21 protein-coding genes are annotated in these 16,423 nt (G+C 39.3%); 12 read left to right on the top strand and 9 right to left on the bottom strand.

The window, feature by feature from the left end:
• Position 1 precedes the first annotated feature (1 nt).
• Together B3E92_RS23620 and B3E92_RS23615 are read left to right on the top strand one after the other, a co-directional pair.
• Positions 2-301 (top strand): hypothetical protein, encoded by a 300-nt coding sequence (locus B3E92_RS23620; RefSeq protein ID WP_046672585.1) that lies wholly within the window; start codon positions 2-4, stop codon positions 299-301.
• 1 nt (position 302) lies between these two features.
• Entirely contained in the window at positions 303-533 is a 231-nt protein-coding gene (locus B3E92_RS23615) for a DUF6358 family protein (RefSeq protein ID WP_070562589.1), read from the top strand.
• 33 nt (positions 534-566) lie between these two features.
• Here B3E92_RS23615 and gcvT read toward each other — a convergent pair whose 3' ends face one another.
• The 6 genes from gcvT to B3E92_RS23585 form a co-directional block, all read right to left on the bottom strand.
• The gene (gcvT, locus tag B3E92_RS23610) at positions 567-1,649 is read right to left on the bottom strand and encodes a glycine cleavage system aminomethyltransferase GcvT (RefSeq protein WP_070562585.1); all 1,083 of its coding nucleotides are present in this window, start codon (positions 1,647-1,649) and stop codon (positions 567-569) included.
• Positions 1,650-1,729: 80 nt separating this feature from the next.
• Complete coding sequence (locus B3E92_RS23605) at positions 1,730-2,548, bottom strand: DUF6929 family protein (RefSeq protein ID WP_046672588.1); 819 nt, start codon at positions 2,546-2,548, stop codon at positions 1,730-1,732.
• The gene (locus tag B3E92_RS23600) at positions 2,542-3,234 is read right to left on the bottom strand and encodes a pseudouridine synthase (RefSeq protein WP_070562582.1); all 693 of its coding nucleotides are present in this window, start codon (positions 3,232-3,234) and stop codon (positions 2,542-2,544) included. Before B3E92_RS23600 ends, B3E92_RS23605 begins: the two co-directional genes overlap by 7 nt.
• Position 3,235: 1 nt before the next feature.
• On the bottom strand, positions 3,236-3,604 hold the full coding sequence (locus B3E92_RS23595; protein WP_070562579.1) for a DUF4359 domain-containing protein: 369 nt from the start codon (positions 3,602-3,604) through the stop codon (positions 3,236-3,238).
• A 140-nt stretch (positions 3,605-3,744) separates the two neighbouring features.
• Positions 3,745-4,242: a DUF4112 domain-containing protein gene (locus tag B3E92_RS23590; protein WP_070562577.1), complete on the bottom strand. Its 498-nt coding sequence runs from the start codon at positions 4,240-4,242 to the stop codon at positions 3,745-3,747.
• A 2-nt stretch (positions 4,243-4,244) separates the two neighbouring features.
• Positions 4,245-4,961 (bottom strand): SIMPL domain-containing protein, encoded by a 717-nt coding sequence (locus B3E92_RS23585; RefSeq protein ID WP_046672592.1) that lies wholly within the window; start codon positions 4,959-4,961, stop codon positions 4,245-4,247.
• A gap of 162 nt (positions 4,962-5,123) precedes the next feature.
• Here B3E92_RS23585 and B3E92_RS23580 point away from each other — a divergent pair, with 162 nt between their 5' ends.
• Complete coding sequence (locus B3E92_RS23580) at positions 5,124-5,315, top strand: cold-shock protein (RefSeq protein WP_046672593.1); 192 nt, start codon at positions 5,124-5,126, stop codon at positions 5,313-5,315.
• A 175-nt stretch (positions 5,316-5,490) separates the two neighbouring features.
• Positions 5,491-5,685: a hypothetical protein gene (locus B3E92_RS23575; RefSeq protein ID WP_046672594.1), complete on the top strand. Its 195-nt coding sequence runs from the start codon at positions 5,491-5,493 to the stop codon at positions 5,683-5,685.
• A gap of 151 nt (positions 5,686-5,836) precedes the next feature.
• Here B3E92_RS23575 and B3E92_RS23570 read toward each other — a convergent pair whose 3' ends face one another.
• The 3 genes from B3E92_RS23570 to B3E92_RS23560 all read right to left on the bottom strand — a co-directional run bounded on the left by B3E92_RS23570 (position 5,837) and on the right by B3E92_RS23560 (position 7,515).
• Positions 5,837-6,325: a DUF805 domain-containing protein gene (locus B3E92_RS23570; protein ID WP_070562574.1), complete on the bottom strand. Its 489-nt coding sequence runs from the start codon at positions 6,323-6,325 to the stop codon at positions 5,837-5,839.
• Between the two features lie 232 nt (positions 6,326-6,557).
• A complete protein-coding gene (gene recO, locus B3E92_RS23565) occupies positions 6,558-7,280 on the bottom strand; it encodes a DNA repair protein RecO (protein WP_070562569.1) in 723 nt (240 codons plus the stop codon).
• The gene (locus B3E92_RS23560) at positions 7,264-7,515 is read right to left on the bottom strand and encodes a hypothetical protein (protein WP_046672596.1); all 252 of its coding nucleotides are present in this window, start codon (positions 7,513-7,515) and stop codon (positions 7,264-7,266) included. The genes recO and B3E92_RS23560 overlap by 17 nt, the downstream gene beginning before the upstream one ends.
• A 217-nt stretch (positions 7,516-7,732) precedes the next feature.
• On the opposite strand from B3E92_RS23560, the gene rpmB reads away from it, so the two are divergent.
• The 8 genes from rpmB to B3E92_RS23520 all read left to right on the top strand — a co-directional run bounded on the left by rpmB (position 7,733) and on the right by B3E92_RS23520 (position 16,326).
• Positions 7,733-7,966 (top strand): 50S ribosomal protein L28, encoded by a 234-nt coding sequence (rpmB, locus tag B3E92_RS23555; protein WP_046672597.1) that lies wholly within the window; start codon positions 7,733-7,735, stop codon positions 7,964-7,966.
• A gap of 76 nt (positions 7,967-8,042) precedes the next feature.
• Entirely contained in the window at positions 8,043-8,225 is a 183-nt protein-coding gene (rpmG, locus tag B3E92_RS23550) for a 50S ribosomal protein L33 (RefSeq protein WP_002998409.1), read from the top strand.
• A 51-nt stretch (positions 8,226-8,276) separates the two neighbouring features.
• Complete coding sequence (locus B3E92_RS23545) at positions 8,277-8,438, top strand: DUF4295 domain-containing protein (RefSeq protein ID WP_070562566.1); 162 nt, start codon at positions 8,277-8,279, stop codon at positions 8,436-8,438.
• Positions 8,439-8,577: 139 nt separating this feature from the next.
• Entirely contained in the window at positions 8,578-9,540 is a 963-nt protein-coding gene (gene ftsY / locus B3E92_RS23540) for a signal recognition particle-docking protein FtsY (RefSeq protein WP_046672598.1), read from the top strand.
• Positions 9,541-9,558: 18 nt separating this feature from the next.
• On the top strand, positions 9,559-10,896 hold the full coding sequence (rimO, locus tag B3E92_RS23535; protein WP_070562563.1) for a 30S ribosomal protein S12 methylthiotransferase RimO: 1,338 nt from the start codon (positions 9,559-9,561) through the stop codon (positions 10,894-10,896).
• A 362-nt stretch (positions 10,897-11,258) separates the two neighbouring features.
• The gene (gene bshC, locus B3E92_RS23530) at positions 11,259-12,848 is read left to right on the top strand and encodes a bacillithiol biosynthesis cysteine-adding enzyme BshC (protein ID WP_286898469.1); all 1,590 of its coding nucleotides are present in this window, start codon (positions 11,259-11,261) and stop codon (positions 12,846-12,848) included.
• A gap of 340 nt (positions 12,849-13,188) precedes the next feature.
• Positions 13,189-13,482: a carboxypeptidase-like regulatory domain-containing protein gene (locus tag B3E92_RS23525; protein WP_254667657.1), complete on the top strand. Its 294-nt coding sequence runs from the start codon at positions 13,189-13,191 to the stop codon at positions 13,480-13,482.
• 123 nt (positions 13,483-13,605) lie between these two features.
• Positions 13,606-16,326 (top strand): TonB-dependent receptor, encoded by a 2,721-nt coding sequence (locus B3E92_RS23520; RefSeq protein WP_236586145.1) that lies wholly within the window; start codon positions 13,606-13,608, stop codon positions 16,324-16,326.
• Positions 16,327-16,423 lie beyond the last annotated feature (97 nt).

The raw sequence follows: 16,423 nt of genomic DNA, 5'->3' as shown, positions 1-16,423 counted from the left end.
GATGAAAAATTTGGAGCATCAGACTAAGCAAGCTTTCTTGTTTAGTCTTGCTTTTTATAGCGTAGCTATTTTAGCGCGATTATTTAACCTTGGTATATTCCCCATATTAGGTAGCCTTTCCATTCTATTGTCTCTCCTATGGGTAATATTGGTTCTACGGGAAATCATGCTTTCGAGGACAATTTCTAACACAGAAAGGATGCTGATGGCTTTGACGATTGTTTTATTAAACATTGTTGGTGGAGCATTCTATTTCTTTGGCGGATGGAGACAGCGGGTATTGGGATTAATAAAAAAGTGATATGTTAAAGTATTTTTTTCTAAATATAGTGTTGAGTTTGGCTATTGTATTTTTAGTTTACAGTGGTTTTGAAGGGTATAAGGCCGGCAACATGCTGGTAACGGGATTATCCATCGCCTTTTTGGTGGTTTTGATCTATCTCCGTGTTGTTTTAAGCAAACGGGTTCGATCACTTATTCAGCAAAAAGAAAGCGGTAAACAACAACTTATTACAAAACAAAAGAAGAAGTAATAAAAAAAGCCTGCTTTAAGCAGGCTTTTTTTATTACTTCACAAATGGTGGTTTTGTTACTTTTGCTTTTATTTTTTGATTACGGATCAGAATGAAGATCTCGGTGCCGTCTTTTGAAAAGGCTGTGTCCACATAACCTAAACCGATTGATTTTTTCAATGTTGGTGATTGTGTACCTGAAGTCACACGTCCAATTACATTTCCATCAGCATCAACAATTTCGTAATCATGACGAGGAATGCCTCTGTCAATCATTTCGAAACCAACGAGCTTTTTCTTTAGACCAGCTTCTTTTTCCGCTTTAAGCGCCGCAGAATTCACAAAGTCTTTTGTAAACTTCGTTACCCAGCCTAAACCGCCTTCTAAAGGAGAGGTATTATCGTCGATGTCATTTCCGTATAGGCAGAAACCCATTTCTAGACGTAAAGTATCACGGGCACCTAAACCAATAGGTTTGATTCCATAAGCTTTACCGGCTTCGAAAATAGCATCCCATACTTTTTGGGCATCTTCATTGGCCACATAGATTTCAAAACCTCCAGCTCCCGTATATCCTGTTGCAGAAACCAACACATTCTCTACGCCCGCAAATGTACCTTTTGCAAAGGTATAGTATTCCATTGGAGCTAATTCGATGTCGGTAAGCGATTGAAGTGCATCTGCAGCCTTAGGACCTTGTACCGCGAATAAGGAGGTTTGATCAGAGATATTCTTCATCTCCACACCAGCTGTATTGTATTTGGAGATCCAGTTCCAGTCTTTCTCAATATTTGACGCATTCACAACCAAAAAATATGTCTTATCGTCTATACGGTATGTTAGGAAGTCATCAACTACACCGCCAGTTTCATTGGGGATATAAGCATATTGAACTTTGCCATCGTATAATTTTGACACATCATTGGAAGAGATTTTTTGAAGTAGATCCAGGGCTTTTTCCCCTTTTAGGATGAATTCACCCATGTGGCTTACATCAAAAACTCCTACACCTGTGCGAACTGTTTCGTGCTCATCATTGATGCCTGTGTATTGTACGGGCATGTTGAAGCCTGCAAAGGGAACCATTTTTGCTCCTAAAGCAATGTGCGTCTCCGAAAGGGCAGTATTTTTTAACATAAAAATTAAGTTTTAATCAGCTACAAATTTAATAAAATATACGTGATTCCTCACTGTGAATCCATTTTAGAACAATCGATTTAATTGCTTACCCGGAGCGAATAGATGGTCATATAATCATCTTCGCTATCGGTATCTTCACATAGCAGGAACATTAGGCCTTGGGCCGTTTCCTCTTTCAATGTGATTCCTTCAAATTTATGCTTTTCGGGAATTTCGAATGTCTCGGGTTTGCCGGAAAGATCGGAAGGTATTTTTCCAAGAAGAGAACCACTGATCTCTCCATCCAGATAAGTCGATTTTGCATTTTCGGCGGTAGCAATAAAATAGATTTCATTTCCAACCAGGGTGGCATCTGAGAAACCTGTCGAGATGCCATTGAGCTTGGGTAGTTCAATCGGGATACAGCGGGATTGTTCGGCAGCAAGCGGATGATACTCTAAAATGGCATTTATGCCTTTAGGGCCATTTCCCCGGTTAAAAAATAAGATCTTATCTTTTAAATGAACTACGCCTTCAATATTGAAGTCTTCTTTGGAAATATTGAATTTTTCCATTAAGGAAGAATAGATGTTACTGTAGTCTTCCTGAAGGACTGTTTTGCCGTCCCAAATAAAACGAGTGTTTCTGTTTGGGGTAGAACCAGAGCCATAAAGATAATAGCGGCTTCCATCGAAAGTGATCGATTCCAAATCCATTTTAGCTGCTTTAGCCCTATTTTCCATCGGATCAGACTGCCGTAGTGCCGTTTTAGACAACTTTTGGTCTGTGATACTATAGCTGTAGATATAATTGCTATTGTCAGAAACGATATGGATTTGCCTATCCTGATAGACAATACCAGAAGCTGCGGTAATACCGGATATGCTGATAAAGGCTTCGAGAATCAATTTTAACATATCGCGTTGAGGTTTAATATTTCCAATACCCGGATGAAATCGGGTTGTAGGGGTGCTTTGATATGAACGTCTTCGCCCGATAAAGGATGTTTAAAGGTCAGTTCCGAGGCATGCAATAGCATGGTATCCATTTGGTAGGCTTCTTTCCAGAACTTGTTTTGTTTGTTGCATCCGTGCGGACGATCGCCGATAATGGGATGAAAGATATGCGCAAAATGGCGACGTAACTGATGCATACGACCCGTAATTGGGTTGGCTTCGACGAGACTGTATCGTGCTGTCGGAAATTTTCCGAAGGGAACGGCCAACTCGCCTTGAGCAAGTAAGCGAAAAGATGTTTGTGCTTCCTGAACGGTGCCATCGTCCCTTTTTAAGGGATAGTCAATCAGGCCTTCTGCTGGCGCGAAGCCCCTCAGAACAGCGAGGTATTTTTTGTCGATCTTACGCTCCTGAAAACTTTTTTGTAAGTATTGGTCCGTCTCCTTATTTAATGAAAATAACAGAATGCCTCCGGTCTTCCTGTCCAAACGATGTGCGGGATAAACGGTTTTTCCTAATTGGTCCCGAAGGAGCTGTAGGGCAAACGCTGAAGCATCGCGCGCAATAGCAGATCGGTGCACCAATAGTCCATGTGGTTTATTGATTGCAACGATGGATTCGTCTTGATAAAGTATTTCTAAAGGCATGTTAAATCTTTTTCAATGCAGCAATAATTTCGTCGGCCTTTTCATCAATTTTTGGGCTCAGCCAGATGTATTTAAAAGCTCCGCCACCGATAATCTGTTCTGTACCCTGCCATTTTATTTTGGTTAGCGAAAACAAATAGTAGTTGTCGACCACAACGGAACTTTGGATAAATTTATCGACGATGTCATTTCCGAAGAGCTGCATCCCCAATCCGAAAAACTCTTGATCTTTCGCATGAAGCTGGCTTTTCAATAGCTGTTCAGCTTTCGCGCGTACAACCTTTTCGTGTTCCTCTTTGCTTGGGTTAGTCAAAATTGCGGCCAGCATGATGACGATCAAAATCAGTGCAAATATTCTTTTTTTGCTCATTTTAAATTTGAGATTAAGTTCTGGATGTCATAACACGATGACTATCGCGATCAAAATTATTAAATAGATATTAGATATGGGCAACTGTTTTAAGAGAAATGCGAAGGATTCTGCCCTATAGGTGAAGCAAGGAGGTTTATTTAGGATCCGAGGGTATTCAATAGCGAGAATGCCCAAGAGAACAACGTCCAGATAAGATAAAATGTAACACCGATGAATAAGAAGAAGACCGTTAGAATACTGATGATTATACCGATACCCGAGCCTGAATGCTTGCCTTCGTAGTAATGTTGTCGTAATAATTTGATGTTCTTTTCATTGGCCTTGCTAAAAAAATCAAAAAAGTTTCCGAGGAAAGGAATGCTACCCAAAACAGCATCAATCGAGATATTGAGTAACATGCGTATGACTAATTTTGGACTGGCGCCGTTACGCCACATGGCTATGACAAGAACCAGAGAGGTTCCGAAGCCCGCTATCGCGCCACCTAAGGGGATGAGATTCAAGACTGGATCAAGTCCGAAGCGAAAGTTTCCAATCTTGAATTGATTATCCATTAACCAAGATATTCGGTCAATCCAACCGAAATCTTGGTCAATTTGTTTTAATTTATCTGCTGGAGTTTTTTCCCTATGCATGATTACAATAACTCAAATGAAGCGCTGATTTCACTCGTAACTTTCATCGGTCTGATATTTAAATCTAACCCACTGTCACCAGCGCTGTCTGCTGCTTCGGCCATAGCACCTTTATACATGGCATTACGCATCATCGGTTGTACGCCAAATATAATTTGTTGTGGTGTTTCAGATAATACGATCGCTTTACCAATTTTTTGGCCTGCGGCTTCTGCCAAAATTTGAGCATTGACTTTTGCATCCAATACCGCCTTGGTTTTTAAACTTTTTTCCAACTCCTTTTTCTTTGAATAATCATATTCGCTAATATAGGTGCTTTGGATACCGGCTTTGTCAACACCGTCTAATAGTTGGCCCAAATTGTTCAAGTTGGTTACCTTAATACGGTATTGTCTGGAGAGCAAGATATCGGTGTCTTTTTTCTTTTTATCCGGAACATTATAGCTCCAGATATTCTGGATGGTAAAATCTTCTTTTTTTACACCCGCTTTTGTCGCCGAATCGAACAGATCTTTTTCTAGCTTTTCTATTGCGGCCTTTTTCTTCGTGTTACCGTTCTCATAAAACTCTTTTAGGGTAACATCAATATAGATAATATCTGGTGTTACTTCTTCTTCTGCACGGCCTACCGTAGATACAAATTCTTTATTAACCATTTGTTGCGCGTTTACTTGGGTCATCAAACCTAAAAAGGCTAGTCCTAATAGTATTTTTTTCATATTTTTCGTCTTTAACTTTTTATAATAATACGATTGCCATTATCGCATTGCTACAAGATTGGAGCCAAAGTTTATGAAAAAGTTTAACGGATAAAAAAAATAAAAAGGTTAAGATTTTTGATTTTATTTCTCTACCTTTAGGGAAATTAATAATATAGTGCCATGCAAGAAGGTAAAGTAAAATTCTTTAATGAGACCAAAGGTTTCGGTTTCATCATCCCTAACTCAGGCGAGAGCGAAATTTTTGTTCACGTTTCTGGATTAGTAGACAAAGTTCGTGAGAATGACAATGTATCTTACGAAGTTGAACAAGGCCGTAAAGGTCTTAATGCGGTAAATGTAAGAGTTATCTAATTAGATTCAAGATATATTTATTGTGAAAAGGCCTATGCGAACAGCATGGGCTTTTTTATTTTATGGGAAATCTGGCTCTTAGAAAAGGATATTCTGCGACAGGGCGTGTTTACTTGCTTGAGTAAATAATTTGGACTGATAATTGTAATAGGGTATTTAAAAATAGTTAGTGAAGATGAAACGTATTCTAGTATTGGGGCTGTCTGTTGTTATTGCGCTATCCATGTCGGCCTGTTATTCTGCCCATCATCACCATGGTCATGGCCGTGGTCCGAAAAGAATGCCTCCTGGGCATGCTAAAAAATACTATGGTGAGCAGTCGGCACGTGATTTTGCTCCGGGACAACAAAAGAAAAAACACAGACATTAATTTTTTATTGGATTGCATTCGACGAGCGTATACATGTTTGTAGGCTATCGAATATTTTCTTTTGACGACCATTGATGTGGTATAGAGAAGAAGCAAAATAATATAAAAAAAGCTTTCACAATTGTGAAAGCTTTTTTTATGCTGTTAGCATCTAAGCAAAAGGATCTTTATCAGGTGCTGGTGGCGTAGGATTTGATGGTTGTGAACTTCCAAATGGGTCCTGTGGCCGAGAAGAACCGAAGGGATCTTGGCTTTGAGTAAAAGGATGATTTGTTACGTTTTCCATCCCTTTGGGATCTGGACCATATTGATTTGAAGCCTTGTCGCCTTCCAGTACCAATAAGTAAAGCAGGTAGATCCAACCAATAAATGGAATCAATGCAACTAATATAAACCAGCCTGATTTATTGGTGTCATGTAATCTTCGGACCGTAACGGCTATTCCAGGAATTATTAAAGCTAAACTTACTAAACCTGAGACATACGTAAATAAGCTTGCAATTTGTCCAAGTATTGCAAATATTGCGCTAATGATGAGATTTGCAAGGAAAAACATCCAATATTCCTTACGGCGAGCCCTTCCTTCAAAGTTGGCATAGTTGTCTCGAACAACCTTTAAAAAGTTTTCTTTAAGTTCCATATTTTAAGACTTTTTTAGGTGAAAATGATTCTAGTAAATCAAAATGTTATTTCAATTTTTTTACAATAAATGTACCAAGAATTTATCCGAGAGATCAATTATTATAAAAGGGTAAGTGTTTGGAAGAGCTACAGTTGCTGCGCTTGCGCAAAAGAATAGCCGCGTTCATCCGCCTGTTTTGGATCTAAAGGCAGCATAGAATTCGCTTTCAAAGGAGAAAGCTGTGCGTAGCTTATCTAAATATTTCTTCGAGTATATAGAGCGATTTTATTTCTTTAAAATTTGTGCGGTGGAGACGATAGAAGTCGAGCACTTTTTCCAGCAGGAATTGTCGATCAGAAGCGGTCATTTTTATGCGGTCACAATTCGAATATTCGGATTCGATTAAATTTCTGAAAATTGACGTATGTGGTTCCTGTAATACAAGCGGGTGTTCAGGAAGGCTATCGGAGAAGGTAGCTTCATGAAGATTAAAATAAGGGTGGGCCTGTTTTGATTCAGCGGGATAAAACCCGAGAAAGCGGGTTAGCTTGATTAAAAAAACAAGATGGAAATTGGCCAGATTTAAATGCGTTTCATCTAGCCAACGTACAGACTGATGGATGAATTCAAAAAGATAATCGTCATTTTCTTGTTCCTTCAGAATTTTATAGAGTATTTCATTCAGAAAAAGTGCGAGCGAGCTTTTAACAATATCATAAGGTATTTCTTGCAAGACAGGGACTTGACGCGCTTCGGAGATCCGCTGTAAAGAACCATTATCTTTATGTGTAGCGACAATTTCCAGTAAATGTAAGGGTTGAAGAATATTGGCCTTGATCTTTGCTTTAGGCTTCCTTGCGCCCGTGATGAGATAGGATTGCATACCAAACTGTTCGGTGTATATCTGCGCAACAAGGCTACTCTCCGAATAGTTGGTTGTTTTTAGGACAATACCCCTAGTTTTGATCAGCATCTCCTTCTTTCTCTTTTTTATGCGATTCTTCGCGCATCTCCATAATGGCATTTCGGTCTACTTTACGAATCATGCGATAGATCAAAGTCAGGACACCGATACTAAATACAATAACTCCGACAAGCATAGCAAGTTTATACCAGTTGGAGCGTTGTTCCATGAGGTAATATCCTAAGATTACAAGTACGACACCAATGATTATTTCCCTTAAGCCCTTGCGAAGATATTTGTTCATAAATGTGAATTGTTGAAAACTATTTTTCTTTACAGAGCAAATATAATACAATAAAATCCTTTATTTTTGCCCTTACCCTTCCTGTGTAGAACTATTTTTAAAAATAATTCCAATTATCTTGTTGCTTATCCAAAAAAAAATATAGATATTTGCAAACTCTTTGCAGAGAGTGCAAAGGATTAACATATTGTAATAAAGACAACAAAAAAATAATATCATGTCAAGAATTTGTGATTTAACAGGCAAAGCGGCGTTAACAGGAAATAACGTTTCTCACTCAAACGTTAAAACTAAACGTAAATTCTATCCAAATTTACAAACGAAACGTTTTTACATTCCAGAAGAAGATCGTTGGATTACGTTGAAAGTATCTACTTCTGCTATCAAGACTATCAATAAGAACGGGATTACAGCAGCGATCAATAAATTTATCGTTAAAGGGTCAATCTAATTGATTGTCGCGCCTGTTACATTAAGATTATTCATGAATTTCAATCCTATAATAGGATTCAAAATAAAGTAAAACAATGGCTAAAAAAGGAAATAGAGTACAAGTTATCTTAGAATGTACTGAACACAAAGAAAGTGGTCTTCCGGGAATGTCTCGTTACATCACTACTAAAAACAAAAAGAACACAACTGAGCGTTTGGAATTGAAAAAATTCAACCCAGTATTGAGAAAAGTTACTGTTCATAAAGAAATTAAGTAAGTCACACATCTTAGCACTTGAAAGAGAGGCTAAGTAAAATATTAATATACCATGGCAAAGAAAGCAGTTGCATCGTTACAAAAAGGTGGCGGTAAAGAATTTACAAAGGTTATTATTACTACTAAATCTGCAAAAACTGGCGCGTATACTTTCAAAGAAGGTATGGTTCACAACGATAAAGTGAAAGACGTCGTTGCTGCAGCTCAAAAATAACGAGTAGCATTTTCCTTTTTTAAAGTTTTTCTTTAAAAAGAATTCGATAAAAATAGCCGTTTTGGTATCCTACCGAAAGGGCTTTTTTTGTTGAGGACATTTGTTTATATTTGAACATCAATTTTCACTACTACACTCCATGGGATTATTTGATTTTTTTAAGAAAAAACCACAAACACAAGAAGAAGAACAGGCCTTAGACAAAGGTTTGGAAAAAACAAAAGAAGGCTTTCTTTCCAAGATTACAAAAGCTGTCGTTGGTAAATCAACAGTAGATGACGATGTGCTGGATAATCTGGAAGAGGTTTTGGTTACTTCTGATGTTGGGGTTACGACTACCTTAAAAATCATTGATCGCATACAGGCCCGTGTTGCCCGAGATAAGTACGTTTCTACTTCTGAGCTCAACAATCTCCTGAAAGAAGAAATTCAAACGCTACTGGCAGAGAACAATAGTGCTGATTTCGAGAATTTCAATTATGGCGATCATAAACCATACGTTATTATGGTTGTAGGTGTCAATGGGGTTGGCAAGACAACGACTATTGGCAAACTGGCTCATCAGCTGAAACAAGCTGGAAGCAAAGTTGTATTGGGGGCAGCGGATACCTTTCGGGCGGCTGCTGTTGATCAACTTAAATTATGGGGTGAGCGTGTTGGCGTGCGTGTTGTCGCTCAGGCCATGGGCTCGGATCCTGCTTCAGTGGCTTATGATACCGTGAAATCGGCAGTAGCAAATGGCGAAGATGTGTGTATCATTGATACCGCAGGCCGTTTGCACAATAAGGTTGGGCTAATGAATGAGCTCACGAAGATTAAGAATGTTATGCAAAAGGTTGTTCCAGGTGCACCACATGAAATCTTGTTGGTCTTGGACGCATCAACAGGGCAAAACGCCATTGAGCAATGTACGCAATTTACACAGGCAACCGATGTGAACGCTTTAGCATTGACGAAACTCGATGGAACGGCGAAGGGCGGGGTGGTTATTGGTATATCTGATCAATTTAAGATCCCGGTGAAATATATTGGTGTAGGAGAGAAAATTGGTGATCTTCAGTTGTTTAACAAAAAGGAATTTGTCGACTCCCTTTTCAAATAGAGTCTACCGTCTAATCATATGAAGACAAAATACGCGAAACCAGCCCCTTTGATAAATAAACCACGTGTCAATGTGGTAACCTTGGGCTGTTCGAAAAATATTCACGATAGTGAAGTCCTGATGGGCCAGTTAAAGGGCAATCAGATGGAAGTCGTGCATGAAGCATCCAATATACAAGCGAATGATATTGTCGTAATCAATACCTGCGGTTTTATTGATAATGCCAAACAAGAATCAATTGATGCGATCTTACAATATTCGGATCTAAAAGATCAGGGTAAAATCAACAAAGTGATCGTTACAGGTTGTCTTTCTGAGCGATATAAGCCGGAGTTACAGGCTGAAATCCCCAATGTTGATGCCTTTTTCGGTACGAACGATTTACCGGAGCTATTGTCATCCATTGGTGCTGATTATCGACACGAGTTATTGGGTGAGCGCTTATTGACAACACCTTCGCATTTTTCTTACTTTAAGATCGCTGAAGGTTGTAACCGACCATGTTCTTTTTGTGCAATTCCCCTGATGCGTGGTAAACACGTTTCTAAATCCATTGACGATCTTGTCAAAGAGGCAAAATTTCTTGCGTCGAACGGCACGAAAGAATTGATTCTGATTGCACAAGACCTGACCTATTATGGCTTAGATATTTATGGAAAGCGCAATCTTTCTGATTTAATGCGCCATTTGTCAGATGTTGATGGTATCGAATGGATCAGACTGCAGTATGCCTATCCTTCGGGTTTCCCAATGGATATTTTGGACGCAATGAACGAACGTTCGAATATCTGTAATTACTTGGATATGCCACTACAACATATATCTGATCCGATGTTGAAGTCTATGCGAAGAGGTACAACAAAACAGAAACAGATTGATCTTGTCAACGCAATACGTGACAAAGTTCCAGATATCGCTTTGCGTACAACATTAATTTGTGGTTATCCAGGTGAAACTGAACAGGATTTTCAGGAGATGTTGGATTGGGTTGAAGAAACCCGTTTTGACAGATTAGGGTGTTTTACCTATTCTCACGAAGAAAAGACGCACGCACATTCTCTGGAGGACGATGTGCCACAGGAAGTAAAAGAAGGACGGGTGGAAGCCATCATGGAAATACAGCAAGGTATTTCGTACGATATCAATCAGTCTAAAGTCGGTAATACCTATAAAGTACTGGTTGATCGGGTAGACGGCGATTACTTTATTGGCCGGACAGAATACGATTCTCCGGAGGTCGACAATGAGGTCTTGATTCCCGCGGTAGATTCTTATGCACGCATTGGTGATTTTGTTCAGGTAAAAATCGACCGAGCTGAAGATTTCGATCTATATGGTGAGATTGTAAGGAAATAAGTATAAAAGCTTATAGATGATAATATAAACAAACGGGCCTCCCTTAGTCAAAGGAGGCCCGTTTGTTTATAGGCAATTGTCAGTAAAATGATATAATTTAAAAGCGGGACAAGCTTTTTGTGAAAATTCACTATTTTGTCGGGGCAAACTAGATACATTTGTAAACGTACAATCCCCATTTTAAACAATCTATAGCCGTTTAAAATCAGATTCAAGAAAGCCTGTAGTTTCAGGATGAATCAGCCTTCTGATTGAAATTGAAAATAGGTTCTATTAACGGAAAAGATTCACTGCCATGTCAGGTTGCTTTGGGGGATTTTCGTTATCAATTAAGAATAGAGAATAATTAATAAAATTTGCAGATGAAGGCAACTTATATTGAATATAGTGAAACAAATAGCTTCTCCAAGACTTTATTAGCCTATTTGGCACATGATGAAGCCTTAAAACCTTTTGTTGGGAATTGGTCTACCTGGGCTGGTTTTGAAAAGCAATTGAACGAAAAGAAGAAATTTGAACACAGGGAAATTCTTGTTGAGCGTCTTAAAAAACAATATGGCGAACTATTAAAGGATTCTCCTGCTGTAGCGGCCAATATAGAACTGTTGCTCGACCAAAATTCCTATACCATTACAACTGGGCATCAGCTCAATATTTTTACGGGGCCTTTATATTTTATTTTTAAAATCATGACGGCAATACGTTTGTCTGAAGATTTACATGCCAAGCATCCTGATAAAACGTTTATTCCAGTATATTGGATGGCAACTGAAGATCATGATTTTGAAGAGATCAACCACACCAGAGTCTTCGGTAAGAAAATTGCTTGGGATACTCCTGCTGTTTCTGCTACGGGGCGAATGGATACCGCAACAATCGTTGATGCTGTGAAGCAGTATACCAATATTTTAGGGCTTTCCGAAAATTCGACCAGGCTGACACGCATTGTAGAAGAAGCCTATTTGAACCATGATCGATTAGCAGATGCAACACGGTATATGGTCAATGAGTTGTTTAAGTCTTACGGTCTTTTGATCGTCGATGCAGATGACCGGGAATTGAAGGAACTGTTCAAGCCAATTATTAAGGAAGATATCTTCTCTGAAAAAAGCTTTAAGGCAATAACAGCGCGATCGGAAGAGTTGGAATCAAATGGTTTCTCTACCCAAGTGCATGCCCGTGAGATTAATTTCTTTTATTTGACGGACGAATTTAGAGAGCGTTTAGTACTGACTGCTGACGGCCGATACGAAGTATTGCACCAGCATATTTATTTTACCAAAGCAGAGCTGGAGCAGGAGATCGAGTGTTATCCAGAGCGTTTCAGTCCAAATGTGGTCATGCGGCCGATGTATCAGGAAATTATACTTCCCAACCTTGCTTATATTGGCGGTGGCGCCGAAATGGTCTATTGGATGCAGTTAAAATCCAACTTTGACCAATATCAGGTAGATTTTCCAATTTTGATCCCTCGTAACTCAGCAATGATTACCGAGGACAACGTTGCAGCTAAGTTGTTTCGTGTTGATCTTACATTTAAGAGTATTTTTCGGCCGGCAGAAGTGCTGAAAAAAGAGTATGTTCGACGTCATACCAAAGAACGACTGAATCTCAATGACGAATGGATGGAGCTGAACGCCATTTTTGGTAAGATAAGGTTAAGAACTCATAAAATAGATCCAAGTTTGGGTCCTAGCACTGAAGCCGTAAAAGCACGGTTAAAGAAAGCGATCAATAATTTGGAGAAAAAGCTGATGAAAGCTGAGAAGCGGAACCATCAGCATGCTTTAACGGATATTGATAACGTGAAGGAAAAGCTTTTTCCGGGTGGAGGACTGCAGGAGCGCTCTGAAAATTTCGCTTTGCTTTATGTCAAATATGGTGATAGCCTCTTTAGGGACCTTTACAAGTACTTTAATCCATTGGATTTTAAGTTTACAATTTTATATTAGAAAGTCAGCTTCGGCTGACTTTTTTGTGATATTATTGGGCAGAAAGAATTTTCAGTTTGCGTTCTTTTTGTTACTGTCTGCTAAATCATGATGTTTGCAGTATCGGGATATTTCTATCCCTATCTTAAAATACTTTTGTTGCCTTTTCCGGTATTGTCTTTTTTTCCTAAAGAAGTTTCATTTTGTTTATATACACGTTGAAATGCTTTGTTTATAATTTCATAATATTTCGTTTAGCTCCTGTTAACAGTTCCGATGTAGTTTTGCTTTCATTATCACAACCAACAACTAAATGAAAGAATTTCTTCTTACAACGTGTGCCATCGCACTTTGAACAGGGTTGTACGCACAAACGACCCAAGCGGGGTTTTCCGGAAAGATTACGGACGAGAACAACAAAGGGGTTCATGGTGCTTCCATCGAAGTACGGAATGAATCGACCGGTTTCACAACGAAGACCTCAACCAATGCAAATGGTGATTTCAACTTTAAGGAGTTGCCTTTAGGTGGTCCCTATACCGTCAAAGTAACTTATATAGGTTATGGCGAACAAGTTCGTTCGGGATTTAATTTAAATCAGGGTGATATTGTACGCTTGACCATTCCTATTCAAAACACGTCGAATGTATTGTAAACTGTTGAATTAACAGGAATAAGTACGCTGAAGAATAAAATAGAAAATCTAGGTGCCGCTACCGCGGTTACAGCCAAGGATATCGCGAAGTTGCCTGTCAACGGCCGGAATTTTACGTCGCTAATGGATTTGTCTCCTTTGAGTAAGGGCGATAATATCGGTGGCCAGTTGGGCTCTTCTACCAATTTTACCATCGATGGTATGAATGCCAAAAATCCGACTTCTGCAGGTTCGACAACCAGCCGTAGCGGCGCACCTTTCTCCATTTCGATAGAAGCAGTCCGGGAATTTAAAGTGGTCACCAACCAGTATGATGTGACCTACGGAAGAGCGGGCGGTGGAACCGTTAGTGCGGTGACCAAACAGGGAACAAATCAAACGCACGGAAGCGCTTGGCTTTATTCAAGGGCCGATTGGTTGTCCAGTCCCTACGATATCAGAGGAAACAAACGAAGCAATGATTTTTCTACCTATCAATATGGATTTACATTGGGCGGTCCGATCATTAAAGACAAATTACATTATTTTGTTGCATGGGATCATCAACGGGATGCCCGCCCACTGATTATTGCGGATATCAATTCTCCCGCAGATGAAAAACGTTTTAATGTTACTCAATCTACCTTAGATGAGTATATTCGGATAGGTCGTGAAAAATATGGATTGAGTAATGATAGGCAATATGGTTCTTTCGATAAAAAACGTAATTCTGACGCTGTTTTTGGTCGTATAGACTGGCAGATCAATGAAAAGAACTTATTGACAATACGCAATAACTTTACAAGTGACCTCAATAAACTTGGTCTGGAGGATAATACCGCTATCAATTTATATGAATCATACGGAAATGACAAGAATATTGATAACAGTTTTTTAGCAACTTTACGGACTTCCATTTCCCCCAAGCTTACTAATGAACTGAAATTGCAACACCTGTATACTTTTCAAAAAAGTAGTCCTGGCGACATGTTGCCTAGTCAAAACATTCCCCGTGCCATTGTTGAGAATGTGGTGTCTACCATTGATGGAAGTAATCTGTCGACCAACATCCAATTAGGCGGTCACCGGTTTGCCCAGGAGTCCTTTAAGAATAATGTCGTACAGTTGGTCAATAACTTGTATTATAGCACAGACAATATCAATTATACTTTTGGTGTGGATTTGATGTATACACATGCAAATTCGATTTACGGAAGTGAAGTCAACGGACGTTTTCATTTTAGGGACGATGCGACCAATACGGCATTGCAAAATTTTGCAAACTTAAAACCTTACGCATTTTACCGGGAAGTTCCCTTAGTGGCAGATCCAACTGTTATTGGAAAGATATTTAATGCTGGGGCGTATGGACAGTTGCAGACTAAATTGGCAAAAGGATTGGATTTGGTTGCGGGACTACGATTGGATTATGGTCATTACCCAACCTCTCCACTGAATGAAGAATTATTGAAAGAAGTGGGGGTGCGTACAGATCACAAGTTGAAATCCTTTGTAGTACAGCCGCGTTTCCAGATGACTTGGGATGTGAATGAAGAAAGAAAAGATTTTTTCCGTGTAGGGGCAGGTATCTTTGCATCTGATATTAATAATTATATGACCATCAATAATTTAACTTTTGATGGGAAGCATTTCGCAACGGTAGATGTTCGCGGTAACGATGTACCTACGCCTAATTTTGTGGGGTACAGACAAGATCCGTCAAAAACGCCAACCTTGGCTCAATTTCAAGTGCCAACGATCAATACCTACGGAGCTGATGCGAAAATACCAGTGGTGTACAAGGCCAATGTTTCTTACACGCACTTCTTTACCGAAAAATTAAAAGCAAGTCTTTCAGGATATATGAATCTAGGACGCAACAACTACATGTATGTTGATCGTAATATGGTTCAAGATCCGTTCTTTAGATTGGCGAATGAAGATAATCGTGGGGTATTCGTACCGGCGACGGCTATTGTCAATGGTGTTCCAGATTGGAAACAGGGAAGGATTTCCAATAAGTTTGGACGCGTGTTAGAACTGAACTCTGAGGGAAAAGTAAATCAGTTTGCAGTTGTATTGGATGCAAGTTATCAGTACTACAAAGATGGATCGATTTCTGTAAGCTACACGTGGAACGATGCGAAAGATAACACATCCTACAATGGAAATGTTGCCAATACAGCGACCTTATCGCTGGCGGTAAAAGATGATCCAAGAGATTTGAGTAAGATGAGCTATTCGAATAATCAATTCCGAAACAAAATTGTTATTTATGGTACACTACCTACATTTTATGGTGTCAGTGTAGGGGTTCGTTATTCGGGAATTGGTGGAACACGCTACAGCTTACTTGCTGGAGGTAACATCAATGGCGATTTTGTATCCAATTCGAATGACTTGGCCTTTATTTTCGATCCCAATAGTACAAACACACCAAAAGCTTTGGCTGATGCCATGAATGCCTTGTTGGCGAATGGTGAAGCCAGTCAAAGTCTGAAAGATTATATTAAAAAGTATGAAGGTAAGATGGCGGAAAGAAATGGTGGTATTAATGGTTTTTACGGTTTGATTGATTTAAGAATAGCTAAAAAATTCAACCTCTACAAAACGCATGCTTTGGAGCTTTCTGCAGACGTATTCAATGTCGCGAATCTCTTTAAGAAAACCTGGGGAGTCAATGAATCTTTAGGTAACCAATCGTTGTACGCTGTATCAAAAACCGCGGCAGCAAATGGTAATCCCGAAATTCCTGCATTTGACCCGGTTAAGCAACAGTTCAATTATAGATTGAACAACTCTGGTATTGTGTCACCTTCAGGAAATCCGTACCAATTCCAATTGGGATTGAGGTATTCGTTCTAAATTGGCTGGAGAAATTAGATTGTTTTAGAAAAGGTAATGCCCCTTTGAGCAATGGCTTCAAGGGGCATTTTATTTGTTTATTCGTAAGCCTAAAGTG

It is taken from the genome of Sphingobacterium sp. UBA6317, from assembly GCF_002440385.1.
Lineage (GTDB): Bacteria > Bacteroidota > Bacteroidia > Sphingobacteriales > Sphingobacteriaceae > Sphingobacterium > Sphingobacterium multivorum.
Note: the sequence above shows the minus strand (reverse complement) of the source record. Positions and strands in the feature narration are given on the sequence as shown.